Source organism: Shewanella sp. Arc9-LZ, assembly GCF_010092445.1.
Taxonomy (GTDB): Bacteria; Pseudomonadota; Gammaproteobacteria; order Enterobacterales; family Shewanellaceae; genus Shewanella.
Window position 1 is genome coordinate 1,574,089 of sequence record NZ_CP048031.1, and the last position, 26,077, is coordinate 1,600,165.

The window sequence follows — 26,077 nt, forward strand, 5'->3', positions numbered from 1 at the left end:
TGTTGTTTACAATACCCACTGTTCGACTTTGATATCAGCCCGATAGCTTGATTCACTGTCTTCGACTTTGAGTTCTATCATTACTGTTTCATCGGTTTTATCAAAATTATGGCTAATGGCCCGTTGCACTGTACGACCTTCGGCATCATTGCCAGTAAATATTGCGGTTAGCAGGTGAGGGCCCATTTTAAGATTACCCAGGTAAATACGCTGAATTCCGCCTTGTTCTAATGCTTTACGTTGACGTTCGGTATATAAAAAGCCGCTAACATTATTGTCGTCAATTTTTAACTCAACACTGTCGAGTTTGAGAAATCGGCCCACATCAACCGACACAAAAACCGCGATTTGGGTGCTGGCAGGAAACAATAAATCTTCTTCTAAAATAAATAGATCGCGATTGAGTTTTAGTACTTGGCTTTTAATGTCTTCAAGCTCGCTGGCTAATGCACCATTGCCTTGTTTGGTATCTTCAGCTTGGGCTGGTAATGCAAATAAACCAGCAATCAGTAACGTTGCTGCGAATAACCGCGTTAAAAAAGAACCCCATTTACGGTCGGTAGTCATAGTTATGGCCTTGGCAATTACGTTGTTAAAAGTATCAATATTTAGGGCGATCAATTAAAAATATACGCTGACAAAAGCGCGGATGACATTGGCAGAGAACCCATAAAACGGTTCGTTGCCCACTCCGCCATCTGCGGTAGGGTCTCTAAAGTTATTGTATTGAAAGTCAATATAATCCCATTGCAGCGATGCTTCTGAACGCGTGTCGCCAAACGATACCGAGGCGGGTAATTGATAGGTAATGCCTATCCCGTAAGTGATGTCGCTAAAGTCACTGAGTTCTTTGTCGCGTGCAAGGTAGTTTTGCGCGTCGCGATAAGGAAACAAGTCACTGTAAAATTCAGCTTGAGTTTGCTGGTAATAACGCACTTTAAATTCTAATTCGATACTGTCGCCTAGTGGATGTCGATATCCAAGCTCTACATCACTGGCGGTGATTTCCCAGCTGTCGTTAAAGTGGCGGTAATGAAAAAACAAGGCTGCGCGATAAGGTAAAAAGTAACTGGCCGAGAACTTTGCTGCAAACGAGTTGCGGGTTTCTGGGTACACTTCTGCCTGATAAGCCACACCAGATGGAACGCTGTTGTCTATGTATCTCACTGTGCGGTATGGGTTATTTAAATAGCCGCTGTCTGCTATAGCTTCAACGTTAAAGCTGGCTGTAAGGTTGCGGGTTAACACTTGATTGATGCCAGCGCGAATCCGATATTGCTCGCTTTGCTCTTCAAACTGGTCGTCACCATTGCGGCGAATCTCATTATCGCCATAAGACAAACCCAGATTTAAATTGGTTAAATCGCCAAAGGTGTCTTGTGACACATTGATGCTAAATGATTGGGCTAAATAATCGTCTTCATCACTTTGACGCAGGTTAAACGACATCAAGGTTTTGTCATGCAGGTATTCAACCCCCAATTGTCCTTCGTTACGCTTTTCTGTGTACGCACTGGCAGTGCTGATAACATCTACCGATGCGGATGAAATACTGTCTAAATAATAATATGCGGTAAATGCGACCGATTCAGAAGTCTTTTTCCTGAGTAATACTGACGGGCCATCAATGGTCATGCCGCCGCCTTCGTAGCTGTGATACAACACGTCAGCGCGATCAGGATCGAGCACTGCAGCTTGGGCAGACAGGCACGTCATACTGACAAGTAATGCCGTGAATAGCTTAATGCTTTTATTGAGCAAATTAGTTACAGCCACAACCACCACCTCCGGTTCCTTCAGCGCCACGGGCCGATTCACGACCTTCAAGTACGTGAGCCATATGCATGCTGGCACTTGGATGGCGATTTAAGCGCATGATAGGGTCGGCTAAATTTTGACGCTCGTAAGGTTTAACCCAAGGCTCAATGCCCATACTCGTGCAGCCACTCAAACTAATTAAGCTTAATAGCGCAATGCAATTAAGCGATAAAGCAGTGATACGAGGAGATAAGGTTTTTTTCATCAATTTACTCCCTAATCAGCTGTTTAATAGCGGCAGCATACTTTTTATCAAAGCCGTCTTTATAGCCTTGAAATACAAAGCGCACATTACCATCGCGATCAATAATCACTGTGGTTGGCATGGCTTCAACTTGATAGGTCTTAGACAAAGAATTGGTTTGGTCGAAAAATATTGGGAAACGTAAATCAAGGTCGGCTAAAAAGTCTTTGCCTGCTTGGTTTTCTTGTTCAACATTTATGCCCCAGACTTGAACGCCGAGGTCTTGATACTTGTCTTGTAATTTTTGCAAAACCGGCATTTCTTTACGACATGGTCCACACCAAGATGCCCAAAAATTGATCAAGATAATCTCGCCACGTTGCTCGGCTAAATTGAGGTTAGTCCCTTGCTGGTTTTTTAAGGTGAAGTCGGGTGCAGCTTGGCCAAGCGTGAGCGCCTGTACCTGCATCGATAACAATATTGCACCTAATGCAATAAGACATTTACCACTAAATCGACTGAACAACATTGTATTTCCTTATTGGTTTTTCACTTTTGCTACTCGAATATTCTATGGTCTCTTTTAACGACCACTATCGAGGTGGATTAAAAATAGAACGACACACCCGTGGCAAAATTCAGATTATGGGTTGTTTTAGACGCGCCAGTAACCTCGGTATTAAACAGGTAATCACTCATGCTTAAATCCCATGCTATCCAGTCGGTTAAAAATACTCGGTAGTTTGCTGTGAGGTTGACGGTAAATTGCTCGTCACCGGCAAACTCGGTACTGCCGCCACCTAATTCAACCGAAAAGACACTGTTAAACACTGTGTCTTTGCTGAAAAAGATCTCACCAGGCAGTAGGTTATAACCAATGTTTAAGCCGTAATAAGTTAACTCGCGCTCAGCATCAGTTAACAATGGCGCCGCATTAGACAATTTTTCAAAACTGGTTTCACCCGCTTTGGCTTGGGCATAACGCGCTTTGACATAAAAATGTTCGCTGATGTGGTAACCCACATGCGCACTTATCCAAGGGTTTGATTCAAAATCTTCAATCGACAAAATACCGCCTTGAATACCCACTTCAACGTTTTCAGTATCGATAACATCATCAAGCACAGTGCGACGTTCTACATCGGCTTTGACGGTATTAGGGGCATCGTCTGCGGCAAATGCTGCTGAGCTTGGCATTAATGCGGTCAACGCTAAAGTACTAGCAGTGAACAAAGGCACTAAAAAAATACGCTGAATCCTATTTTCCATGTTTGGATCTCTTCATTTTCATCTCGGTCGGTTAAGGCTAACGAGAGTTTATATTCGGCCCGTAATAAAAAGTTACGTGCAAGGTGATATTTAATGCCAGCTGCCGCACTCATTATGGTGCTGCGGCGCGCTTCGGTGTCGGCTAACACACTATGGGGTTCGGTATTAATGATCCCCGCGCCAACGCCAATGTATGGCACGACAATTAACTCGGGTAAAAGTTGGCTAAACAGCATGACTTCAAATACGTCACTGTCTGAAATACTCCCCAGTGCTTTACCTGCTGATATTTCAGCGCTAAATACTGGGGTAAATGCATAGCCCGCATAAATATTGTAGAAGTTGGCACCTTCTAAATCGCCGTACATGACACCGGCTTCAATTTGGCGATTGATGACGTCTTGTTCTGTTATCAAGTTAGCATTTATAGCTTGGCCATCTTGGGATAAACCCTTTAGGTTATCTTCATGAAACCAGCCTTCAACTCCACGTTTGTTTAGTACTTTTAACCAAGACGTTCGCTTAAGCAACACAGTTACCATTTCGTTTTGCTCGATAACTGAAACCACCGGATAGCCATCACTTGGCCCTGAATGCAGCTCAATAAAGGGCACATCGATCCGCAAACTTGGGTTGTCGTCGGCCTGTAATACGGGGCTTAAACACAGTATTGTCAGTAGCAAAAAGGTGTTTCGTAAATATGTTTGCATAATTCCCTATCGCAAAGTCATGAAGCAAACCTATGGTTTTGCTTGTGGCATGCTTTGTTAGTCCTGTGAGTAAAATGGCGTGTTGTAATATTGCGCGCCAATGTCTAACCATTCGTTAAGTAATTTGAGCTCATCGGCCGACAGCATATTTTGATGGGTGGTGTTATTCATCACCTCAAAAAATGTGTTACTTGAATGCGCGCCATTAGTCGATAAAATTGCCGGCACATTGACTGTGGTTAACACCGGGATAGGGTTACCGTCAGCGTCAAGAATAAGCTCACCATTACTGTCTACTTGATAAACTACGTTGCCATCGGCATCAAGCACTTCAACTAATTTGTCGATTAAAATACCATCGACTTCTTCTTGCTCAACATCGTTAAAAAACAGTTCACGGTATGAGGTTAAGTGTGCAGCTTGATCGCTTGAAGGTGAATTGATTAACGACAACTGTCCCGCAGGCACTTGCACCGCGCCATCGGCATCGACGATATTATGGCAATTGGTACAAGTGTTATCGGCAACGATTATTTGAGTTGTTGCGTCTATAACGGGTCGAGCTAAGTCCCACAGCGGTTGAATATGTTCAACATAATTGATTTGAATGCGGCAATAGGGAGTCCAATTGTCAAAGCATTCGCTGCCATTAGGCGCCGGTGTGGCCAAATTACTGTAACTGTATTCAACATTTGGATTAACGGCAGACAATACTGGGTTAGTCCAAATATCTTGATATTTAATACTGTCGCTAAGCTCGGCAAGGCCATTGACCATTTCATTGGCTTCGGCCATGGTTTGTCCTTGCGCAGGAATGATATTACTCGTGGCATTAGGGTAGGCAGAACCACCCGCGGCTCCGGTATTAATGCTAGGGGCTTGGGCGTCGAGTCGGCCATGAGGCAGTTGACTGTTAGCAGTATGACAGCCGGTACATTCTAGGGTTTCACCCGGCGTTAAGGTGATCCATTGATTGTGGCGTCCGCCAATACGCTGACCATTGATATCTAACACACTGATGGCCAATGGGACATTAGCAGGCACTTTTATTTTGACTGAACCATCGGGTTGAATTGGGCTATAACCGACAATTTCGCGCATGAGTTGGTTATTACTGCGGCCAAAATCGGTATTGGCAATGTCTCTAACATCGTCGGGTGGCATGGGAACACCATGCACAATCCGTAAAAAGCGAGCCGGTAAGTTGGCTGCGGGTGTTTGCGATGGGTCACTTAAACGGCTAATACCACCTACGTTGGCAGTGGTGTCGATACCATCAAAGTCATATACGCTGCGAATGTGGATAGAACCAGCCAATTCTTGACTTAGCTGTGAATCAAGTTCGTTGCCGACGACCTTGTCCGCGATAAAGGTTTTTGGTTGTGCGCTAGGTTGCATCACCACCGATTCGGTTAGCACCGTCCCTTGAGCTGTTGTGGCCACCAATTGTTGGGTGTTGTTGGCATTGTTGAGTAGCCATAGCTCGTATAAGGGATCGGCTTGAATCAGATTATCGTCAGCGAGTTGCTCCGCGGTGAGTTGACCGCAGGCGCGGACGATGTCATTTACAACAACACGACACAAATCCCAACTCATTAAAAAGCGCTGGCTGTTATCGGGTAGTGGGTATAAATGATTGATTCTACCTGTTTCTGATAATGCGGCAGAAAATGAGAAGTTAAATTCTGATAACGTGGCGTCTGTAATCGCTACTCCTTGCGCGCCAGAATTGGCAGTGGCTTGCTGGGCATCAATGTAGTCGTCAATATTAATCAGCACCGGACGTTTTTGAATCCTGGTGTCGTCCTGTGATGAAAGCAACATCAATATTTCGCCGCTAGCTAATTGTTGTGGCTTGATAAAATCAATCGCTTCGGTTTGGCCGTCAAGGGTCAATTGATGCGAATGCCAGCCAAATACTAATTCGTTTTCTGTTCCGTCTGGATTCATACGGTACAGGTTAATTCCGTGGTCGCCGCCCATTCGATCCCAGCGGCTGTATAAAATCTTTCCGCTTTGCAGAACCAATGGGTAAAAGTCATGGCTTAAGTTAAAGGTTAACTGCTTAATGGCGCTGCCGTCTGGGTCCATTACATGGATGTTAAAGGTTTCATTAGCACGGCTTTCATCTAATGCTGTGTATTGTGGTTTACCTTCATCAAGCAAAATTGCCCGAGATAAACGCTGCCTGGTTGAGGCAAATATAATTCTGCCATCGGGCAAAAACGCCGGCATTAAATCATCGCCTTGCTCTGCCGTTATGTCACTGCTGATGATTCGTTCTAAGATTTGGCTTGCTACCGTATAACGCCAGATGTTCCATTTAGGTTGTTCATCGTCGTCAACACCGTCGATTTCAGGTGCGCGAATGGCCATAAGCAGTTGTTGGCCATCATCTGACACCGACAAATCGCGAATATCAATCAACTGATCTTCAGCAAATAAGGAGGCTGTTAAATTCGTCGCAGGTGAATCAGCGAAGGCATTGCGTTTAATGAGCAGTTGCGCGCCAGGATTAAAATGGCCTGGATTAAGAGCTTCAAATTGTGCAGGTTGTGCAGGATTTTGATCGACCGCAGTTAAATTACGCTCAATATAAGCCACAGGATATTCAACAAGAACGGGATCAGGCTGTTGATCTTTAATTGCTGTTTCGGTGTTACATCCCAATAACAATGTAATTACCGTAAACATCATAATGTTATAGCCCAAAGTCGGCCTCATTTGTTTTCCTTAACGATTTATTATTTTTGTGAGTATCATAGAAAAACCCTATTGCGGCTGACATTATTGCTTTCTAGGCCCAGTGTTTCAACATTTTTTATTAAATATTTGAATACTTTATTTTGACACGGCAAGACGCTTTTTTGGCGCCAAGTTATTGGCTGCAAGTGTCAAAAAAATTAACAAAATAAAAACTTTTAATGTGAGCCGTTGAATGATTTAATCAGCACCATTCGATTTTTATCATGTCCAAATATCAATTTCAGCTCAATACCAGGCAGTCAAGTGCTAACAAGGAGACAGTATGAAGCAACGACTTCGTACGGTAAAAAGCTTCAGCTTATTATCTTATTATGGAAAAACGATGCATTTTAAGCCGTTTATGAGTGTATTAGCACTTGGTGTATTGAGCCTTTTATCGGCCAATGTGGTTGCTGCCAGCTTAGAGCAAGCAAAACAACTGCATGACCGTATAGCTGGGGTTCCAGCTTCCGAAACCACATTGCAAAATATGGCAGCATTACTTGATGACGGCAAACCCATCGAAGCGGCATACCTCGCAATGGAAACACCGGCATTTTATTCTACGACGTTGAAATTATTCGCCACGCCGTGGACCAATATTGATCAAGACATTTTTGCGCCGTTAAATGACTATTCAGCCACTGTGATTGGTGCGGTTAGAGACGATGTTGATTTTAGAGATATTCTGCAAGCAGACATGGTATATGTGGGTAAGAATAGTTTAAATTTACCCGGCTACAATCGCAACAATAATGACCATTATCAGGCATTAGAAGACCAATTTATTGATTTAAAAGATGGCTTAGAGCGCACCACTCAATCGAGTGTGAATGGATTACCTGCAGATGCAACTGCAGGGGTGTTAACTAGCCGCGCCGCTGCGAAAGAGTTTTTCTATTTAGGCACTAACCGCGCGATGTTTCGTTTTACCTTAATGAATCATTTGTGTACCGATTTAGAGCCATTAAAAGACAACACCCGCCCAACCGATCGTATTCGACAAGATGTCAGCCGCAGCCCTGGTGGAGACAGCCGTTTATTTATCAATAACTGCTCAAGTTGTCACAGTGGTATGGATCCACTGGCGCAAGCGTTTGCTTTTTATGAATATGAGTTTAATCGTGACCAAGATCCAACGGGTGAAGCTGGAGCAATAGCTTACAACACCAGCGGTCAAACCGACCCCGCCACCGGCACACGAGTGCAAGGTAAGTATCATATCAATTCAACCAGTTTTCCTTTTGGCTATGCCACACCAAACGATAGATGGAACAATTACTGGCGCGAAGGCCCTAATCAAAAATTGGGTTGGGATAACAGTTTGTCTGGTCAAGGTAGTGGGGCTAAATCCTTAGGCCAAGAGCTGGCAAACAGTAATGCCTTCGCCCAATGCCAAGTTAAAAAGGTGTTTAAAACTGTGTGTTTACGAGATGCAGAAAGCCAAGCTGATATTGCACAAATTAGTGCTACTACGGCTTCTTTTAAACAGCACTCTTACCAACTTAAGCGCGTTTTTGCTGAAGTTGGCAACTACTGTATGGGAGAATAACCGTGAAATATTTAATGGCTAAAGGCCTTGTTATTGCCTCATTAATCATCGGGCTTTCTGCTTGTGGTGGCGGGGATGTTGAAAAGAATCCGCCTGCGCAACAAACGCCACAATCTGACGTGTATACCGGCCCTGCAGCAGCAACGGCTGATATTCAAAAATACAAAGCATCGTTGTGGGATAACATCTCAACCCAAGACAAATGCGGTGCATGCCATACAGAAGGTAATCAAGCGCCTTATTTTGCCAGTCGAAATAACGTTAACGATGCTTATGCTGCCACGAATCCATTGGTTGACTTAACCGACCCTAAAGCTTCACGTTTAGTCAGTAAAGTCGCTGGTGGACACAATTGTTGGCTCGCAAGTGATTCAGCTTGTGGTGAAACCATGACCCAATGGATCAAGTTATGGGCCGATGAGCGTGTTAGTACGGTCAATACTATTGAGCTGACTGCACCGGTTATTCGTGATCCAGGTTCTAGTAAAAACTTCCCTGATGACAGCAGTTTATTCAGTCAGCACGTTTATCCCATCGTGAATCAATATTGTGTGTCTTGCCATAATGAAGCAGCACAATCTCCCCAGTCGCCATTTTTTGCCAGCACCGATGTGAGCCAAGCTTATGAAGCCGCCAAAGGAGTCATTAACTTAGACGACCCAGCGCAATCAAGGCTTGTGGTGCGTTTAGGTTCGGAGTTTCATAACTGCTGGAGCAATTGTGCAGACGACAGCATTGAAATGCGCGATGCCATTATGGCGCTCAGTGATGGCATTGAACTTGATGAGATTTCACCAGACATGGTGGTGTCAAAGTCATTACGTTTAACCGATGGCATTACCGCCTCAAGTGGTGGCCGTTTTGAAACTGACGTAATTGCTTTATATCAATTTAAAACAGGTGAGGGCAGCATTGCTTATGACACCTCAGGCATATCTCCAGCCGCTAATTTGACCTTAACCGGTGATGTAGATTGGTTGGGCAGTTGGGGCTTGTCGTTTACTAACGGTAAAGCGCAGGCGAGTACCGCTAACAGCAAAAAACTGCATGATTTAATTACCGCAACAGGTGAGTTTTCTGTTGAGGCTTGGGTGACACCTAATAATGTAACTCAAGAAGGTCCAGCCAGAATAGTGACCTATTCTGCGGGAGATAGCGCACGTAATTTTACCTTAGGCCAAACTCAATATAACTATGACTTTATGCTGCGCACTCAAGCATCTAGTACCAATGGCGAGCCAGCATTAAGTACACCAGACGCGGATGAGGTATTACAAGCCACATTGCAGCATGTAGTGATGACTTACAATGCCACCACTGGCCGCAGTATTTACGTTAATGGTCAATTGATTGATGTGGTCGATGAAGACATTGCGCCACTTGCCAATTGGGACGACAGCTTCGCGCTTATTTTGGGTAGAGAAGCGTCAAACCAGCATGTATGGCAAGGCGATATTCGCTTATTAGCCATTTATAATCGGGTACTCGCACCTGAGCAAGTACAGCAAAATTATAATGTTGGAGTGGGTGAAAAATTCTTTTTACTATTCTCGATAAGTCATTTAATTGACCTTCCCAATACCTACGTCATGTTTGAAGTCAGTCAGTTTGATAACTACAGCTATTTGTTTAGTAATGCTGCTATTGTCAACATTGACGGTACGCCAGTAGCAGACAGCTTTGCGTTAAAAGGCTTACGTATCGGTATTAACGGTAAAGAAAGTGCTCAAGGCCAGTCATACGCGAATCTCGATTTATCAGTATCGGCAGCTCAAGCGATTGCAGAGCCGTTTTCTATCTCAGCATTGGGTACTATTATCGCCCTTGAAAAAGGCGCTAATCTGGATGAGTTTTTCTTAACCTTTGAACAATTAGGCGAACACACCAATGTAGTGTTACCTGGGGTATTTGTTACCCCTGCCGAGGTGCCAGCAACCACTCAATCGGCTCAAGTCGGTGTGCGTAACTTTGCTGAAATCAATCACAGTATGAGTATGCTCACGGGCGTTGACCAACAATCGACTAAAGTATTTAACACCTATCAGTTAGTTAAACGTCAATTACCGAGTCTTGAAAATATCGAAACCTTTATCTCTGCGCAGCAAATGGGCATTACCCAGCTTGCCATTGCCTATTGTGATACTGCGATTGAAGACAACACGATTCGCAGTAATTGGTTCCCAGATGTGGACTTTACTGCCGTACCTAGTGTGGCGTTAAATACCACTGAACGCGCCAATTTATTGAACCCGTTAATTAACCAACTTATGCCGTTATCGTTAGCCAGTCAGCCAAGTCAAAGTTCGGTTTACAATGAACTTGATAGCTTAGTGAGCGGTCTGTCGGTTTGTAGTGGCACCTGTACTGCAGAGCGCACCCGTACTATCGCTAAGTCTAGTTGTGCTGCCGTATTGGCCAGTGCCGTGATGCTAGTGCAATAGGGGCGACAGTATGAAACGATATTTACAGCGATTGATAGCATTAACCGCGCAGCAGCTTAGGCAAACGGTTGTTGGACTGACTATTTCGCGATTAACCCATGCAACTGATATAGCCGTAATACGGGCACAAAAGGGATTCAACAATGACTAGACCTAAGCACCTTCATCCAGACAGTCCATTGTTATTTGCTGACCATAGTAAGCCGATGACTAGGCGAGATTTTATTTCGACAGGCTTGTACAAAGGCGGCGCCGCAGTTGCTGGTTTATCGTTATTTAGCCTGTTTGCTAACCCTAACAATGCTCATGCGGCGCTATCACCCGCTCTTGAAGCACTAAGAGACTCTTGCGGCATAAGCGTACAAGGGGCGGGCAAAATTCCGTTTATTAGTTTCGATTTAGCCGGTGGTGCCAATATTGCGGGTTCTAATGTGTTGGTTGGCGGCGCAGGTGGCCAGCAAGATTTCTTATCTACGGCCGGTTATAACAAGCTGGGTTTACCTGGTGATATGGCTCCGTCAATTGCTAATCCCAATGCGGGAATGTCTGATTTTATTAATACTGATTTAGGATTGGCATTTCACTCTGACTCGGCTTTTTTACGCGGAATTTTAGAGAAAGTATCATCTGATACCGCATCACGTATCAACGGTGCTGTGATCCCCAATCGCTCAGATAATGACACGGGTAATAATCCACACAATCCTATGTATGCCATCGCGGCAGCAGGGGCGAACGGTTCGTTAATGCCGTTAGTGGGGTCGCGTAATTCAGATTCCGGCGGCAATTCAATGGCGCCCACCAACTTTATCGATTTAAGCAAACGTCCCACTAAAATTGATCGCCCTTCAGACGTAACGGGTTTAGTGGATGTAGGTGATTTATTCAGTTTATTGTCGCAACGTGATGCTGTGGCCGTGATGGAAAGTATTCAACGTATTAGCGCGCAAAAAATGGCGGCAGTGAACACGCAAGTTACCCGCGGTGATGTGATTAAAGATTTGGTTAATTGTGGTTATGTTAAAAGTGCTGACCTTGCCGACCGTTTTGGCGACCCATCAACATTAAACCCATTGTTAGACCCTGATATTGTCGGTCCTGGTGGCATTTTTGGGATTAATGAATTTGACTCTGAGTCTGAGTTCCAAAAAACCGCGTCCATTATGAAGTTAGTGGTTAATGGCTTTTCTGGTGCGGGCACGGTCACCATGGGTGGGTTTGACTATCACACAGGCGAGCGTGCCACAGGTGAGTTAAGAGACTTACGAGCTGGTCGCTGCATGGGCGCGTGTTTAGAATATGCTTCACGTCGTAATATGCCGTTAATGTTATACGTATTCAGTGATGGCTCTGTTGCCAGTAATGGCCGTATCGATGACTCCATGGAAGGGCGTGGTAAAGGCGAATGGACTGGCGATAACTCATCAACAGGCGCGTCATTCTTTTTGGTTTACAATCCGTCTGGCAAACCACAATTAATGGGAGGCAGCGCCGACCAAATGGCCAGAAAACAACAAATTGGTTTTATGCGATCTGATGCATCCGTTGATACCGCGTCAGCCCCGTCGGCCAATAACGTTAACTTGTTGGTAGAAACCGTATTGCTAAATTATATGGCTCTACATGGCGAACAAAGCCAATTTACCTCAGTTGCCCCAGAACAAGGATTAGGTAATGCCACTATGCTTGATTCGTTAACTGCGTTTCAACCAATAGTGTAGATCTTGTTGTTGCTAGCGTTGATAATTAGGTTTTCTTGTTGCTTACGAGAAAACCTAATTGCTTTAAAGGGGGGAATCTATTTGCAAACAACTGCCTAGACTAATAAATGATTACTCAGGGTAGTGCGAGTAATGTTTTATAGCAGACTCTGCAGTTGACCAACATGCTTTTTCAGATACAAAAATATTGGCTTCAAGCGCCATCGTTATGCTTGTATCTAATGAGCCTGCGGGCACAATCAATGACGTTTTGCTTTTATTAATAAATGGCACTGCTGCGCCGCAAGATTTGCAAAATGCTTTAGAGAATGATCTTTGAGGATGTTCGTAAGTCGAAATAAAATCGAGCCCTGTAATCCATTTTATATTTACAGTATCGGTAATTAAGTTTGACGCAAAAGCAGTCCCTGTTAGTTTTTGACATTGATGGCAATGGCATTGATAAAAGGCTTTAAAACTATCAACAACTTCGAATGTAACTTCACCACAAAAACAGCTGCCTATTAGTTTATCTTTCATCCGTTAACATCCTATTTTTGTATCAAAAAATTCATGATTCATAACAGTATATATTTTATAAATGCTGAAGCGTAAAGACTTTTTAAGCTCTCTAAGTCTCGCAGCTAATAATCCAATAACCAATAACCAAGAACCAATAAATTTAGTCTTGCTGTAATCCCGTCGATACATGTAACGTTTGTTGATTGTCTATTATGATCGCTTCGTATTCTGGTAACTCATTGATTAACGACATGCCTTGTTGTAATCCCATGACAAAGATGGCGGTGGACAGGGCATCCACAAAAGTTGGATTTTTGCCGATAATTGACACGCTGACAACATTGCGTGCTGAGTCGCCGGTTTTGGGATTAATAATGTGATGATAGCGCACGCCGTCTTCGATAAAGTAGCGTTCGTAATCGCCCGAGGTTGAAATCGACTCATTACTAAGTGGTAATTGCACCGCGGTTTTATCGTCTGCGCGAGGGTGTTTTATGCCGACAAACCAAGGGCGTCCGATGCGATCGCCGAGTAATGTGGTGTCGCCGCCAGCGCTGATAAGAGCATGTTCTATGCCTGAATCTTTCAATATAGCAATGCAATTTTTAACCGCATGCCCTTTGGCTATGCCGCCTAAATCAATTTTGACATCAGCATTAGCAAAACGAACTGAAGAGGTGGACTTATCGAGTATTACTGCTTGGTAGTTTATTGCTTTTAATGCGGTGTTAATGGCTGCTTGGTCGGGCTTTTGATGCTTACGATAATCGTATTGGTAACCTACTGAGGCGTAGGTGATATCAAACATGCCATTGGTTAATTTGGCAATGTCTTGCGCGTCGGCGAGTAAATCAAATAGCTCTGGGCTGATGGTCACGGGTTTTTTGGCTGCATCGCGGTTAATGATACTGAGTTCGCTGGCGGCGATATAAGGACTCATGGTTTGATCAATGCGCTGCATTTCTTGCTCTACCGCGGCAATTAAGCTATCTGCCGTTGATGCTTCGGCATTGTCAGGTAGCCAAAACTCAACATGTGCCAGCGTTCCCATGACATCAAAACTCTTTTGGTGCCATTGAGCAAACGCAGCATTTGAACTGAGTACCGATAACAATAATATGATAACTAGGCTGACTGTGCGCATGAATGTATAAGCTTTCTATGTTGTGGTGATAGCGGTGATTGTTGATGAATTAGTGCCAATCATCAACAGTAAAAGCGAAAATAACTTTTTTGATGCTGAAAATGCTTATTTGCATCACTCGCTACATGGGTGATATTTGACAAAATTCTCGCGGCATCGAGCTTATTGAGGTAGTTTAGCCGTATTATCGTTTAACAGAGTGTTATGTGTTTTTTATGTCGGTCATGTCTTCAATAACTCAACTCACTAATCATTCAGCTACTCGACCAGCCACTCGACCAGCCACTCGATCAACTGGGCTTTCTCAGCCTTATGTTTATTTTGTGCCACTTAATGGGGCGTTATCACCTGCTGATTATGAAGTGGGTTTAGCCTTAGGTTGGTTAAGTGATGATGAACTGGCCAAAGTTGGTCGTTATATAAGCGTGTCGGCGCGTCATAATGCGTTGCAAGTTCGTATTGCGCTTCGGGCTGTATTATCGCTGCACAGTGCATTAACGCCTCAACAATGGCGTTTTATTTACGGCGCTAAAGGTAAGCCTGCACTGACACAAGATTTGTTGGCGCAAACTGGGCTGCATTTCAATTTAAGCCACAGTGGTCAATGGCTAATGATTGGAGTATTGATAGCACCCAATGCTGAAGAAAAAAATGAGCCAACGATTGATGGAGCGATTAACGAGTGGGTATACAATCCTGAGCAAGATATTTGCTTTGGTGTCGATATTGAACGACAGCGAAGCAGTACCGACATAGTGCCCATTTTGAATCACTATTTTACTCAAACAGAAACCAACACCTTATTGCAATTGCCCGAGGCATTACAACGACAACGATTTTTTGATTTATGGGCTGTAAAAGAATCCTACATAAAAGCACGCGGACTGGGATTAGCGTTATCACTCAAGTCATTTAGTGTTGATTTTAGCCAGGCAGAGCAATGCAATACCCCGTTGCAACGGGCTGATAATCACAGTCAGTCAATTGAGTTACTTAAGCCGGTAAAACTGAATTTTACCGATAGCAAACAGCCTGTCGCAACCGATTTTAGTTGGCAAACGGTGATGGGAAGACTCGATAATGAATACCGTTTTGCGGTGACTTTGGGGTTGGCTAACTCAGCTGTTTCTAACGTGGTAATTGAGCCTTATTCCATTTACAACACCTTATCGTGTGCCCGATTAAGCTTTGATGATTTGTTGGGTTGATGGAACCGTTGATGACTTAGCCGAAGCAATGCTTCGGCTAAGACTAAAGCCAAGATCAAGACCAAGAGATGGTACGATCTGGTAATTATTTTAACGGTACAATTTCAAATTTGTCATTGAATTGTACTAAGGTCGAGGCAATTTTCCCAAAGGCTTGTTTGTCGCCAGTCATACTGGCATCACCTTGTTCAATTAATTGCGTTAACGTGGTTTGACCTAATAAAATACTGACAACATCCGCTTTGGCAATGGTTAACGTTGCATCAGCTTTTTGAAGTTTATTAACAACAATATTGTTCAAATTACCATGACTAAGCTCTACAAATATGGTGCTTTCAACTTCCGTCTTATCGGCTTTAGTCACCACATTTAAACTAATATCGCCCAGTTTATCTGCGGCAATGCTATCTATTTTTACGGCTAAAAAGTCAAATAAAGTCGGCATATCCATTTCGCTCAATACATCTGCAGAGGCTGATTTAGGTGTACCTGGCTGAATTCCTATTCTTAACTCTTGAGTACCGGTTAAATAGATGTTTCTCCAACCAGCCCCTTCAGCTTGATAACCTAGTTGCTCGTAGGTGTCGGCTAGTAGATCTCGAGCACTTTGGTTACTTGGATCTGCCATAACCACTTTGTTAAGCGCTGTAGCTACAAAACGGTATTCACCTTGGCTAAAGTCTGCTTTGGCCTTTGCGACAACGTTGTTGGCACCGCCCATGTACTCGACAAATTTTGTCGCTTCTTGTTGCGTTGGCAATGGGTTTAAGTTAGCTGGGTTCATGTCAAAGTAGCCTAAATACATGTTGTAAACAGCTTTAGCATTATGACTGTAAGTGCCATGATAACCATTGGTGTACCATTGATCTTTTACTTGCTGTGGGATGGTGTCCATAATGGCGTCACCAATATCTTGTAATACTACGCCTTGATTAGCTAATCGCAGTGATTGGTTATGAACTAAACCATAATTGTCGCGTTGCATTTTAAGGTATTGATTAACTTCATTGTTACCCCATACGGGTGCTGAATGCGATGCGAATAGCACTTCAACATCTTGACCAAATGAATTGATCATCTGGTTAATGTCTTTTGACCATTTTAATGCATCGCGTACTTTTGCGCCGCGTAAAGTATAGATATTGTGCATACCATCGTAGGTTAATTCCCCGCTCCATAAGGCTTTCATTGAAGGAATATAAGTGACCATTTCGCTGGCTGCTTCTGTTCCTGAGGCATCCATAAACACCATTTCAAGTCCATCGACAGTTAAGGTTTCCCATTTATCTTTTTGATTAAGTTCGTAGTCGGGTTTTACGTAGGTAATTTCACCTTTGGATAAACCTTTAGCAAGCGCAGCGTCAACGATACCATGATCATGTTTGCCCAAAGTTGCTCCATATTGGTAGCTGGCTCGACGGCTCATAGCGTTGCCTGCGAGTACGTTTTCGGCAACCACTTCGGTTGTAATATTGTTTGACCCGTACACTTTTACATCAGGATATAGCTCTTGAATCCCTCGGGCTCCGCCAAAGTGGTCAGCATGGCTATGTGAATAAATCATTGCAACAATCGGTAATGTATTCCCTTCAGGAAGGTGTTCAAAAGCAAATTTGATAGATTGCTGCGCCGCTTCTTTGGTTAATAACACATCATAAACAATCCAACCGGTTTTACCGCGAATTAAGGTCATATTTGACAAGTCAGTACCACGAATTTGATATATGCCATCAGTGACTTTATATAATCCGTTCGAGACCATATTAAGCTGTGCTTGGCGGTATAGCGACGGGTTAACGGAGTCAGGATATTTATCACTGATAAAGCTAAATTCTGCACGCAGAATATCTGCGGTGGCTTGATCAAACTCGGCAATTCTATTTTGGTTGAAACGGGTGAACGCATTTTTGTCATTAAAGTTAAGCGTTTTGGCTACCTCGGCATTGTGGGCTGCCGTTGCTGGAGTCGCTTCTTTTCCCTGGTAATCGACACTTAAGTGGTCGTGTTCATGCTGAGCGGCTAAAGCATTGAGTGACAGGGTCGAAATCATTGATAGTGCGATGATAGATTTTTTCATGGTAAGTCCTCATATAGTTAAAGATAAATGTTTTAACGTTGATGAAACTATCTTAGTGGTTAAATACCAAAAAATAACTATAGTGAAATGGTGATAAAACATTTTTTCTATGAATGTATTTGACCTAAAAGGAATGAGTATGAGCGATGCGTTTGCCAATAAATTGCCAGCATTGGATTTAAATTTACTGCGAGTTTTTTGTACTGTATGCCAGCAATCATCAATCACCCGCGCAGCAGAACAGTTAGGGTTGACGCAGTCGTCTGTGAGCAATGCGATTAGCCGTCTTAAAAACACACTGGGTTGTGAATTATTTATTCGTGTTGGTCGTGGTATTGAACCTACAGCAACAGGGTTACATATATTTAATACTGTTCAGCCAATGCTAGATACCATTGAACAAACTTTGATGGGAGTTAAAGCGTTCGATCCCAGTACCTCTAGAAGAGTTTTTACCATTTATGCCAATGAAGCAGTTATCGATTTATTACAACCGCAATTAGATACAGCATTAGCTAATTTGTCTGTCAGAGTGGTGCTACGTAATTCACCAGTATTAGAGGCGGAACAGTTTCAAGACTTACAAATGCAAAAAGTAGATTTGGTAGTGGATATTATGCCGCCAAAACTAAAAATGTTTAGTTTTAAAAAGGTCGCCCAAGAGCGGATTATTTGTGTGGTACGTCAACATCATCCAGTGATAAAAAACCATGTCAGCAGCGATGATTTTTTTGCCGCCGAGCACGTTATGTATCGTCTACATCGCGATAATATGCGTGTTGCAGATATCATTTCTAATGATCCATTACCGCAGCGCACTTTATACAGTGAGCAGTCGTCTATTTTGAGTATGTTGTCGTTAATCAGTAAGTCGAATGCCATAGGCATAGCGCCATATACTTTTACCCAAAGCTATGCGCAACTGTTTAAACTAACCTTGCTTGAATTACCTTTTAAGACTCGGCCAATAAATTTATACAGCATTTGGCCGACAAAACATGCATTAGATAAGTCATGTATTTGGTTAAGGGAAATAATTGAAAAACTGATGCATGATGCATATGGTTGTTCATAATGCAGGGAACATTAATCAAAAAGCCAATCTTAGAGAGATTGGCTTTTTGTTAATATCGCTATATGTGATGGCAATTATTGTCTCGCGAGGCGATTTGATTCCGGTGGGTTTTCAAAGTCGCTGCGGTACGGGTTGATGTCTAAGCCACCACGACGCGTATAACGTGCGTAAACGGTTAACTTAGTGCACTGGCAGTATTTTTTTAAGTCGACAAAAATACGCTCAACGCACTGTTCGTGAAACTCGTTATGCTGGCGGAAAGAGATTAAATAGCGCAGCAGTTTTTCACGATCAATTTTAGGGCCTTGATAACGGATCATCACGCTGCCCCAGTCTGGCTGAGAGGTGATTAAACAATTAGACTTCAATAAATTTGAATTCAGTGTTTCAGCCACGTTTTTGTCAGGATCTGTACCACCGATTAAATGATCGGGATTAAATGCGTATTCGTCGACTTCAATATCCAAGTCATCAATACAAGTACCCGGTAAATCAATAATACGTTCAAGATTAAAATGCTTTGGTTCGATGACTTTGACGGTCAGGTCACCTTGGGCACAAGCGATTAAATCGCGGCTTAACGTTTCTTGTACGGCTTCGACACTGTCAAACTTAGTTTGGTTAAAACTATTTAAGTACAGTTTAAAAGATTTAGATTCAATCAAATTGACACTGTTGATATCTAACTGAACTTCCAAAATGGCAACAACAGGCTTGCCTTTAGCATTAAGCCAAGACAATTCATATCCGGTCCAAATATCGGTACCGTGAAAAGGGAGTTGACCACTTAATTCAATAGCATCTCGGTTAAGTTTACGTGGAACCCCTTGCAGCAGTGACGCGTCATACTCAGCTTGATAAGCAGTTGCTTGGCCTAATGTTAGGCCTTTTAATGCTGCTGCATCACTATAAGGGTCGTGATTGTGTGTCATCTAATCGGTTTCCGTGTCAAAATATGGTTTTATTATAAACTACGAGTGGCTTAAGTGTCTTGTTCATCTGCATTAGATTGCTTTATAAAAAACTATCTTAAATCTTATCAAGATACGCTATCTGAATTTCCGCGCTATTATCCTTTGGGCGAAGACTCAATATGTATTCAAGGCACCTTTAATGCGGACACTGATGATACTGTGTTCTGGCAGCCCATTAAACGTGACAATGTCGCTGACTTTAGTAACGTGGAGCATGCATTAAATATTCAATTACACCAAGATATTCATGCATTTTATGGCCAGTATTTTTCCGCGCCATTACCGTTTACTGCATCATTTGGCGACGGTGAATTACTCCAAGCATGGAATCAAGATGACTTCGAAAATTTGCAACAAAATGTAATTGGTCATTTGATCATGAAGAAAAAGCTCAAACAACCAGCAACTTGGTTTATCGGTGTGCTAGGTGATGACGACGAAATGCTAACGGTAAACAATGATGATGGCAGCGTGTGGATTGAAATTCCAGGTGAAAAACAGCGCACTAAATTAGCCGAATCATTAACGGCGTTTTTAGAGCAAATATCGCCGATGATCAAACCGCCATCAAAACCCGTCGAGGAATTACCTCATACGGTAGACCATCCAGGTATTTGGCAACGCATTAAAACCATGTGGGATTATTTGTTACGCAAAAAGTAACCGCATCAAGCATTGAAGTGCCATTTTATGGTGCTTTAATGCGTTCATTGCATTCAAACACGAGCATTCAAACACTCATTTACCTCGTAACAACTGCCTCTTTTATGCTTCGCTTAGGTTATTGACCCTACACTTTAGTGTTTGAGTTATTTTGTCTATGCACGCTTGTTTATCAACAATCCACAATCCGTAGCTTATGGGTAATACTTCAACGCCAGCCCGTTTAAATAATTTGTAGGTTGTTAGCTCAAAAAAGTTAGCCCAAGGCCCAGGAAAACCAATAAGGTCAACCGCAAGGTATTTGTCTGCATAACGACACAATAGGTCTATTTCGGTGCCGGCAATGGTATACCCAGGCCAAGTATCAATATTGTACTGTGTTAACGCCTCAATAAGCTCTTGCTGAAATGTGTCTATCTCTGAGGTCACGCTGTGTTTGGCATTAAAGGTTGTTATAGAAGTAACATATTGGCGTAACAGGTTGTGTTCTGGTAATAACGAGTCGTCCATAGACAAATATATCAACTGCTTTTGACGTGCCCTGGTAATGGTGACGTTAAACACATCCGCTTTATTTAAATAAGCAGCCGCACGTTTACTGTCGTTATCAATCGCAAACGAAATCAGCATGATATCTCGCTCTTCGCCTTGAAACCCAAACGGCGTGGCTGCACGTATGCTGTGTTTAATGACATCTGTTTGAGGGATCTTCTGCTCAATCAATGTGGCGATATATTCAGCCTGTGCGCTAAAAGGCGAGATAATCCCAATACTATGAGTGATGCCTGTTTGGACATCTTGTGTTATTTGATGTTGGATCTCTGCTAATAGACTTAGGGCTTCTTGCTGGTTAACGCCCGATGTATCACGAGTACCGGCGATACGATGAAGGTGCAAATGGCCTGAACTGGTGCAGGGTCGGTGTTGCATGATTTTTAATTTAGATTGATAAAAAGACTGGTTACTAAAATGAATAAGCTCAGGCTTACTTCTAAAGTGTTCATCTAAAAAGGCCAACTCTTGCCCGCTAGCTAATGTTTTTAACGCTAAATCTAAGATGGAGTTATCTCGATAACTGATGGCTCCTGGGCTGTTTTCGGGCACATTATTTTTGGCAAGCAATTGAGTTTGTTTGCTTCTGGCTAAAAAGGAATAATGTTTTAATTGCTTCGTGTCGCCAACAATCAATACACGTTTTGCACGGTATAGCGCAGGTAAGCAACTGCTAATGTTACATTGTGTTGCCTCGTCAATAATCACTAAATCAAACATTTCACGATTAAGTGGCAATACCCTGTGTAGGCTGTTTAAGCTTGCTAGCCAGATGGGAAATGCGGCAAATAATGTGGCGTATTCTATTTTTTCAAATAGCGCGAGTTGTTTACTGGACGTTCTACTGCGAATCGCTTGGTTAAAAGCCTGTAGCGATTTACGGTGCTGATTAACTAATGTGTTTAAGTTATTCTTTTTTAGTGCATTAAGATATTCAGCTGCCAGTGTTTCCCGCGTAACAGTGTGTTTATTAATGGTGTTTAACGCATCCCATTGATGATGCCATTGGTTTATTGACCCTTGGGTAAAAAACAAATAAACCCGTTTTAGCCATGTTGATTGTTGTGCTTGAAGTTTATGTAGGTGCAAACCACGGCGAATAGACCTGCGACTGAACGCCAGGAAACGTTTTTCCAGTTTTATCAGTAATCGTTGCAGCTTATTCAGTTCGTCTTCACATGCTTGTGGGTTTTGGCTTAAGTCATCGCTAAAGTATCCTGCGAGTAAGTCGGCGGTATAGTCTTTTAATTGTTTTAAAAATGCTTTTTGTCCTGCGCGAATAGACACGTCGCCCAAGTTAAAATTACTCGCCAATTTATCTGCAATCACATCAAGGGCTACGTCATTATTTGCCACAATAAGCACCGACTCACCGCGCGCCATATGTTCGGCAGCAACAGCAGCAATGGTGTAGCTCTTGCCCGTTCCTGGCGGACCAGATACGCAGCCTAAATCGGCATTGGCAGAGATATGAATAACTTTCTTTTGTGGCGTCGATAATAACCCCGGTAAAAAGTCATATTTAAGTGTTGGGGCTCTGAGTCTTACAGCACGTTTTTCAAACGTTTGGTTAAACAGTTTACAAATAGGAGCTGATTGTTCGTTAGCGCTAATGATACTTTCTAATTCGTGAAGTACACCGCGACTGCTCGATGACCTCTCGACAAAAAGTAGCATCGAAATAGGTAATAAGCGGGGTGTTTCTTGGGTTAATGCTTTTTTAATATCTTGGTGCCCAGCAAGCTTGGGATATTGCAATAACTCTAGTGAGTTTATGTCAATTTGATTACTGCTAAAGTATGAGGTCCAAAAAGATGGTGAATGTATATCTTCATTGATGAGATCTTCTGAAAGCTCATTATCTTCTGGTAGCAATTGTTGCAGCAGGGCTTCATTGATTTCAGTGTCTTCTGTTTGGGCTGAAAAATAGAAATTATTGTTTTGTTGTTCAATGGTGGCTTCATTAAACAGCAGCGGTGAGACAACCGTTTTGAGCTCACCTTTTATAGTGACTTTACCGACAAATAGATATCGTGCGTACAGCAGTATTCTTTCTCTTTGGTACATTGCCACTCGCTTAAGCATTGGCTCAGCAAATTCTTGCGGGATAGGAAAACGAGGTAAAAAACCTGTCCCTAGCTCATCTTGCCCTTCAAGAATGAGACGATCTTCTTGTTTAAACTTGTTCACATTCCAAAGATTGATGGAGGCGCTATCTTCCTTATAACAATCTTTGTAATAGGAAATAATCTGCTGATAACTCAATGGCACAATTCCATTTATTGATGATCCCAAGACAAATTAGACACAATACGGCAAGGCTCGCAGCGAAAATGAAACATGTCTAAAAGTGGCTCATCTAGCTTCCAATCTTTAGATCCACAGCGTGGGCAGGGGCGAGCTAGCTCTGCTTGCAATGATTCGCCGCCCACACGGTATAAGTAATAATAGGTGGGGATATTAGTTAAATATTCTATCCGGCCACGTAAATCCCAACCGCGTCTAAATAAGTCACTGTCCGCTCGAGTGATCTCATCCAAAGCTGCATACTCTGCTTTAGTGGCTGCGGCCATTTGCAGTTCATCGCATGCTTGCCACTCTGTTTGCCATTTTATGATGCGTTTGTGATCGCCATTAAAAGTAGCAGGCAGTTGATAAAGAGGTATTGGTAACAGGTTATCGCCATTACGCAGTGGCGAACACATGTGCACATAACTGGTATACAGCAGTTGCCATGAAGGCGTGTCGGTATTACTAGCTTCTGAATTAATGTCTTGGCCGATAAACTTTTCTCTAGGGGCCAATAGTTTGGCTGCGGTTAAGCCTGCTAAGGTCACTTTTACCCATGGGCTACTGTGACGGTTTGCTAAGCTGGTTTTTTCAGGTAGCAGCAGACGAACTCTAAATTCACCATCATTAAAGGCGACCGCAAATTCACGTCCTAAAATTTGTCCATTAGCTCGTAAGGCTTCAAGAAAAGCGTTAATGGCTTTCTCTACCGTCTCAATAGTCGTATCGGCAAAACATTCAAAGCGTAGTTCGGTGACAAACATCTATTGGTCAGCCTTATTATTGATTATGTTGCTTTGAGCCATATTATTTTGTAATTGGTTTTCTAACTCAGTAACTCGTTGGGTTAGCTGACTAATATGTTGTTGTAGGGTCATAACCTGTTGAATCACTTGAGTAAGATCGGGTTGATCATGTGATGGGACATCGGCTATTGATGGAATGTCTGCTAATTCCGGTAAATGTTGCCACTCAGATTTAGGCAGCGCCTTAAATTGTTGTAAACCTTGGATAAGGGTAGGCATCGGAATGCTATTGCCTAAACGACTTTTTATCAGGGCCAAGCTGGGCGTATGCCCATTGTTAGCAATTGATTTTGCTGCGGCAAGTACTTGTTCAATTGGACTCATTGTTGGTTTAATTCCTTAATTCCATATAGTGAGATTAACTAATTTCTTGTTGAGTTAAAACATAAAGCTATATAAATCAGTATATTATTTTATGGCACGATTTTGGCTTAAAGGATCTGTAAATACAATGCGGATTTTATTTTAACAAAAAGGATGCAACATGAAATTAAAACTTATCGCAGCGGCATTAATTGGCGCTACATCACTAGGATTAAGTGGTTGTGTTATTAGTGTCGGAGACCATGAATCGGGTAAAAGTGCTGATTATTGGCAAGTGCAACAAGATAAAAATCGTGATCTGTTGAGCAAATTGTCTATGGGAATGAGCAGTGATCAAGTCACAACCTTAATGGGAACGGCTGATTTTAGTGAAGCTTATACCAAGTCGGCTCAAAATAATGCAGAGCAATCCATCAAAGTGTTGTTTTATCGTACCCAATGGGCAGAAGGCGATGGTAAAACAACCAAAGATGAATGCACGCCAATTGTGTTCAAAGATGACGTTTTAGTGGGCTGGGGTGATACCGCCTACAGACAGCACTAATTGCCGAGTGAGGTTATCCGACATTAAGTGTTAATTACAATTTAGCTCGCATCATCACGTCCAATTGGTCAATCACTTCTGACCATTGGGCGTCTTGTAATAATGCCTCTTTTAAAAATGCTTTTTGACCTGAATTCCAGCAATCGGCATCAGTAATTAATGTGTGTTTATCCAGTTTGTTTTGGATAACAAAGTCGTCGATTCCCTCTTGATCGTGAGGCAAACCTAATTGCTTAAATAAGTGACTTAAATCATTTGATGTAGTGTCCATTTGGCGCATTCCTTATGATGGTTAGATAAACAATTTTAGTATCCGTCTTGATGAGATAAATTGCAAACAACTGACACTCACAATCGCTAACAGGCAAAATGGGTAAACAAAACTTGTACAATGTTTCAAACTTGTTAAGTTAAGTTTAGCGAGTTAACCAACAAGGAATAATAATGGACAATAACACCTTGGAAACTTTACGTGCAGTATATTTGACGGCAGAAGACTTACGAGTCGCAGCTTCTATTCTTTATAACGCTTATCATGATGATCCCTATTTTATCGAGGTACTTGGGCAAGATGACAATCAACAATACGAACAGAAACTTCGCGCGGCGATTCGTGAAGAGTTAAATGAACTGTGGCAACAAGAACAACCTTTAATTGGCTTATTTGACGGTGACCGTTTAATTGGAGTTGCCTGTGTGATTACGCAACAAGTACCTTTGGGTGAGGGGCGTTATTGGCATTGGCGTTTTAAAATGATGTTGGGTACAGGATGGAAATCAACTCAAGGGTTAATGCAAAAAGAGACCTGCATTTTAGAACATCTTCCTTCGCAAAAATGCGGGGTTTTGCAATTTATTGCCTTATCCCCCAATGAGCAGCAAAAAGGTTATGGTGCCAAGTTAATTCAAGCGGTATTGAGTTGGTGTGATGAGCAACCTGGGCTTGATGGCATTGGGGTATTTGTGAGTAACTCTTCGCACCATCAAGCATTCGTGAAACAAGAATTTGTCAGCATTGCCACTGTGAGTATTGGCAATATTGAAGGTGAAATATTGTTTTACAGTAAGGCATAGTGTCTAAAATGAAAATAATCTAATACTAACAGAGCATACCATTAGCGAGTTGTTAATAAGGAGTGAGTAATGGAACCTAAGCGTTATTCTTCATTTGCAGAGTTTTATCCATTTTATCTGTCGCAACATCAAGATCCCGTTTGTCGAAGACTGCATTACATTGGCAGTAGCATTATTTTAGTGATCATTATTAACACTTTGATTAACCAACATTGGTGGCAGTTATTGTGGTTGCCGGTAGTCGGTTATGGTTTTGCATGGTTAGGGCATTTTATATTTGAAAAAAATCGCCCCGCAACATTCACTTATCCGCTATACAGCTTATGGGCAGATTGGGTCATGTTTGGTCAAATGATAAGGCGTTTATGGCGCAAATAACCCTGGAAGTATTAACTTGCTCACGCTT

At 42.5% G+C, this 26,077-nt stretch carries 25 protein-coding genes; 10 read left to right on the plus strand and 15 right to left on the minus strand.

The window, feature by feature from the left end:
- Positions 1–6: 6 nt before the first annotated feature.
- The 7 genes from GUY17_RS06750 to GUY17_RS06780 form a co-directional block, all read right to left on the minus strand.
- Positions 7–567, minus strand: a complete 561-nt coding sequence (locus GUY17_RS06750; protein WP_162022686.1) for an AraC family transcriptional regulator — start codon at positions 565–567, stop codon at positions 7–9.
- Positions 568–621: 54 nt separating this feature from the next.
- Entirely contained in the window at positions 622–1,776 is a 1,155-nt protein-coding gene (locus GUY17_RS06755) for a DUF3570 domain-containing protein (protein ID WP_254439878.1), read from the minus strand.
- Entirely contained in the window at positions 1,763–2,023 is a 261-nt protein-coding gene (locus tag GUY17_RS06760; protein ID WP_101087755.1) for a DUF4266 domain-containing protein, read from the minus strand. The genes GUY17_RS06755 and GUY17_RS06760 overlap by 14 nt, the downstream gene beginning before the upstream one ends.
- A 4-nt stretch (positions 2,024–2,027) precedes the next feature.
- The gene (locus GUY17_RS06765; protein ID WP_162022688.1) at positions 2,028–2,531 is read right to left on the minus strand and encodes a TlpA disulfide reductase family protein; all 504 of its coding nucleotides are present in this window, start codon (positions 2,529–2,531) and stop codon (positions 2,028–2,030) included.
- Positions 2,532–2,608: 77 nt separating this feature from the next.
- Positions 2,609–3,271, minus strand: coding sequence for an outer membrane beta-barrel domain-containing protein (locus GUY17_RS06770; RefSeq protein WP_254439879.1), 663 nt, complete (start codon positions 3,269–3,271; stop codon positions 2,609–2,611).
- Positions 3,241–3,981, minus strand: a complete 741-nt coding sequence (locus GUY17_RS06775) for an outer membrane beta-barrel protein (protein WP_162022689.1) — start codon at positions 3,979–3,981, stop codon at positions 3,241–3,243. Before GUY17_RS06775 ends, GUY17_RS06770 begins: the two co-directional genes overlap by 31 nt.
- Positions 3,982–4,038: 57 nt before the next feature.
- A complete protein-coding gene (locus GUY17_RS06780) occupies positions 4,039–6,705 on the minus strand; it encodes a PD40 domain-containing protein (RefSeq protein WP_162022690.1) in 2,667 nt (888 codons plus the stop codon).
- A 304-nt stretch (positions 6,706–7,009) separates the two neighbouring features.
- Here GUY17_RS06780 and GUY17_RS06785 point away from each other — a divergent pair, with 304 nt between their 5' ends.
- The 4 genes from GUY17_RS06785 to GUY17_RS06800 are packed head-to-tail and all read left to right on the plus strand — an operon-like array spanning position 7,010 to position 12,440.
- Positions 7,010–8,278, plus strand: coding sequence for a hypothetical protein (locus tag GUY17_RS06785; protein ID WP_101087759.1), 1,269 nt, complete (start codon positions 7,010–7,012; stop codon positions 8,276–8,278).
- Positions 8,279–8,280: 2 nt separating this feature from the next.
- Positions 8,281–10,719 (plus strand): LamG domain-containing protein, encoded by a 2,439-nt coding sequence (locus GUY17_RS06790; RefSeq protein WP_254439880.1) that lies wholly within the window; start codon positions 8,281–8,283, stop codon positions 10,717–10,719.
- 10 nt (positions 10,720–10,729) lie between these two features.
- Positions 10,730–10,870 (plus strand): hypothetical protein, encoded by a 141-nt coding sequence (locus GUY17_RS06795; protein ID WP_162022691.1) that lies wholly within the window; start codon positions 10,730–10,732, stop codon positions 10,868–10,870.
- A complete protein-coding gene (locus GUY17_RS06800; protein ID WP_162022692.1) occupies positions 10,863–12,440 on the plus strand; it encodes a general secretion pathway protein GspF in 1,578 nt (525 codons plus the stop codon). The genes GUY17_RS06795 and GUY17_RS06800 overlap by 8 nt, the downstream gene beginning before the upstream one ends.
- A gap of 111 nt (positions 12,441–12,551) precedes the next feature.
- Here the strand turns inward: GUY17_RS06800 and GUY17_RS06805 are convergent, their stop codons facing one another.
- Positions 12,552–12,959: a GFA family protein gene (locus tag GUY17_RS06805; RefSeq protein WP_101087761.1), complete on the minus strand. Its 408-nt coding sequence runs from the start codon at positions 12,957–12,959 to the stop codon at positions 12,552–12,554.
- Positions 12,960–13,101: 142 nt separating this feature from the next.
- Positions 13,102–14,085 carry an FAD:protein FMN transferase gene (locus tag GUY17_RS06810; RefSeq protein ID WP_162022693.1) on the minus strand — a complete coding sequence of 328 codons (984 nt, stop codon included), beginning with the start codon at positions 14,083–14,085 and terminating at the stop codon, positions 13,102–13,104.
- A gap of 215 nt (positions 14,086–14,300) precedes the next feature.
- On the opposite strand from GUY17_RS06810, the gene GUY17_RS21280 reads away from it, so the two are divergent.
- A complete protein-coding gene (locus GUY17_RS21280; protein ID WP_302476623.1) occupies positions 14,301–15,293 on the plus strand; it encodes a 4'-phosphopantetheinyl transferase superfamily protein in 993 nt (330 codons plus the stop codon).
- A gap of 85 nt (positions 15,294–15,378) precedes the next feature.
- Here the strand turns inward: GUY17_RS21280 and GUY17_RS06820 are convergent, their stop codons facing one another.
- Entirely contained in the window at positions 15,379–17,370 is a 1,992-nt protein-coding gene (locus tag GUY17_RS06820; protein ID WP_162022694.1) for an alkyl/aryl-sulfatase, read from the minus strand.
- 139 nt (positions 17,371–17,509) lie between these two features.
- Here GUY17_RS06820 and GUY17_RS06825 point away from each other — a divergent pair, with 139 nt between their 5' ends.
- Entirely contained in the window at positions 17,510–18,445 is a 936-nt protein-coding gene (locus tag GUY17_RS06825; RefSeq protein WP_162022695.1) for a LysR family transcriptional regulator, read from the plus strand.
- A 74-nt stretch (positions 18,446–18,519) separates the two neighbouring features.
- Here GUY17_RS06825 and queF read toward each other — a convergent pair whose 3' ends face one another.
- A complete protein-coding gene (queF, locus tag GUY17_RS06830) occupies positions 18,520–19,377 on the minus strand; it encodes an NADPH-dependent 7-cyano-7-deazaguanine reductase QueF (protein ID WP_162022696.1) in 858 nt (285 codons plus the stop codon).
- Between the two features lie 54 nt (positions 19,378–19,431).
- On the opposite strand from queF, the gene syd reads away from it, so the two are divergent.
- Positions 19,432–20,082, plus strand: a complete 651-nt coding sequence (gene syd, locus GUY17_RS06835) for a SecY-interacting protein (protein WP_101087767.1) — start codon at positions 19,432–19,434, stop codon at positions 20,080–20,082.
- Positions 20,083–20,184: 102 nt separating this feature from the next.
- Here the strand turns inward: syd and GUY17_RS06840 are convergent, their stop codons facing one another.
- The 3 genes from GUY17_RS06840 to GUY17_RS06850 all read right to left on the minus strand — a co-directional run bounded on the left by GUY17_RS06840 (position 20,185) and on the right by GUY17_RS06850 (position 24,053).
- A complete protein-coding gene (locus GUY17_RS06840; RefSeq protein WP_254439881.1) occupies positions 20,185–22,824 on the minus strand; it encodes a DEAD/DEAH box helicase in 2,640 nt (879 codons plus the stop codon).
- A gap of 89 nt (positions 22,825–22,913) precedes the next feature.
- Entirely contained in the window at positions 22,914–23,687 is a 774-nt protein-coding gene (locus GUY17_RS06845; RefSeq protein ID WP_162022698.1) for a Zn-ribbon-containing protein, read from the minus strand.
- Positions 23,688–24,053 carry a hypothetical protein gene (locus GUY17_RS06850; RefSeq protein ID WP_162022699.1) on the minus strand — a complete coding sequence of 122 codons (366 nt, stop codon included), beginning with the start codon at positions 24,051–24,053 and terminating at the stop codon, positions 23,688–23,690.
- A 160-nt stretch (positions 24,054–24,213) separates the two neighbouring features.
- Between GUY17_RS06850 and GUY17_RS06855 the strand changes: the two genes are divergently transcribed.
- Entirely contained in the window at positions 24,214–24,597 is a 384-nt protein-coding gene (locus tag GUY17_RS06855; RefSeq protein ID WP_162022700.1) for a DUF3192 domain-containing protein, read from the plus strand.
- 34 nt (positions 24,598–24,631) lie between these two features.
- Here the strand turns inward: GUY17_RS06855 and GUY17_RS06860 are convergent, their stop codons facing one another.
- On the minus strand, positions 24,632–24,868 hold the full coding sequence (locus tag GUY17_RS06860; protein ID WP_101087772.1) for a DUF2789 domain-containing protein: 237 nt from the start codon (positions 24,866–24,868) through the stop codon (positions 24,632–24,634).
- Positions 24,869–25,041: 173 nt separating this feature from the next.
- On the opposite strand from GUY17_RS06860, the gene GUY17_RS06865 reads away from it, so the two are divergent.
- A complete protein-coding gene (locus tag GUY17_RS06865; protein WP_101087773.1) occupies positions 25,042–25,671 on the plus strand; it encodes a GNAT family N-acetyltransferase in 630 nt (209 codons plus the stop codon).
- Between the two features lie 69 nt (positions 25,672–25,740).
- Positions 25,741–26,049 (plus strand): DUF962 domain-containing protein, encoded by a 309-nt coding sequence (locus tag GUY17_RS06870; RefSeq protein ID WP_059747951.1) that lies wholly within the window; start codon positions 25,741–25,743, stop codon positions 26,047–26,049.
- Positions 26,050–26,077: the final 28 nt, after the last annotated feature.

Bases quoted from the DNA above. Each gene is read 5' to 3' on its own strand.
- GUY17_RS06750 (WP_162022686.1), bottom strand. From the start codon at position 567: ATGACTACCGACCGTAAATGGGGTTCTTTTTTAACGCGGTTATTCGCA.
- GUY17_RS06760 (WP_101087755.1), bottom strand. From the start codon at position 2,023: ATGAAAAAAACCTTATCTCCTCGTATCACTGCTTTATCGCTTAATTGC.
- GUY17_RS06765 (WP_162022688.1), bottom strand. From the start codon at position 2,531: ATGTTGTTCAGTCGATTTAGTGGTAAATGTCTTATTGCATTAGGTGCA.
- GUY17_RS06770 (WP_254439879.1), bottom strand. From the start codon at position 3,271: ATGGAAAATAGGATTCAGCGTATTTTTTTAGTGCCTTTGTTCACTGCT.
- GUY17_RS06775 (WP_162022689.1), bottom strand. From the start codon at position 3,981: ATGCAAACATATTTACGAAACACCTTTTTGCTACTGACAATACTGTGT.
- GUY17_RS06780 (WP_162022690.1), bottom strand. From the start codon at position 6,705: ATGAGGCCGACTTTGGGCTATAACATTATGATGTTTACGGTAATTACA.
- GUY17_RS06785 (WP_101087759.1), top strand. From the start codon at position 7,010: ATGAAGCAACGACTTCGTACGGTAAAAAGCTTCAGCTTATTATCTTAT.
- GUY17_RS06795 (WP_162022691.1), top strand. From the start codon at position 10,730: ATGAAACGATATTTACAGCGATTGATAGCATTAACCGCGCAGCAGCTT.
- GUY17_RS06800 (WP_162022692.1), top strand. From the start codon at position 10,863: ATGACTAGACCTAAGCACCTTCATCCAGACAGTCCATTGTTATTTGCT.
- GUY17_RS06805 (WP_101087761.1), bottom strand. From the start codon at position 12,959: ATGAAAGATAAACTAATAGGCAGCTGTTTTTGTGGTGAAGTTACATTC.
- GUY17_RS06810 (WP_162022693.1), bottom strand. From the start codon at position 14,085: ATGCGCACAGTCAGCCTAGTTATCATATTATTGTTATCGGTACTCAGT.
- GUY17_RS21280 (WP_302476623.1), top strand. From the start codon at position 14,301: ATGTCGGTCATGTCTTCAATAACTCAACTCACTAATCATTCAGCTACT.
- GUY17_RS06820 (WP_162022694.1), bottom strand. From the start codon at position 17,370: ATGAAAAAATCTATCATCGCACTATCAATGATTTCGACCCTGTCACTC.
- GUY17_RS06825 (WP_162022695.1), top strand. From the start codon at position 17,510: ATGAGCGATGCGTTTGCCAATAAATTGCCAGCATTGGATTTAAATTTA.
- queF (WP_162022696.1), bottom strand. From the start codon at position 19,377: ATGACACACAATCACGACCCTTATAGTGATGCAGCAGCATTAAAAGGC.
- GUY17_RS06845 (WP_162022698.1), bottom strand. From the start codon at position 23,687: ATGTTTGTCACCGAACTACGCTTTGAATGTTTTGCCGATACGACTATT.
- GUY17_RS06850 (WP_162022699.1), bottom strand. From the start codon at position 24,053: ATGAGTCCAATTGAACAAGTACTTGCCGCAGCAAAATCAATTGCTAAC.
- GUY17_RS06855 (WP_162022700.1), top strand. From the start codon at position 24,214: ATGAAATTAAAACTTATCGCAGCGGCATTAATTGGCGCTACATCACTA.
- GUY17_RS06860 (WP_101087772.1), bottom strand. From the start codon at position 24,868: ATGGACACTACATCAAATGATTTAAGTCACTTATTTAAGCAATTAGGT.
- GUY17_RS06865 (WP_101087773.1), top strand. From the start codon at position 25,042: ATGGACAATAACACCTTGGAAACTTTACGTGCAGTATATTTGACGGCA.
- GUY17_RS06870 (WP_059747951.1), top strand. From the start codon at position 25,741: ATGGAACCTAAGCGTTATTCTTCATTTGCAGAGTTTTATCCATTTTAT.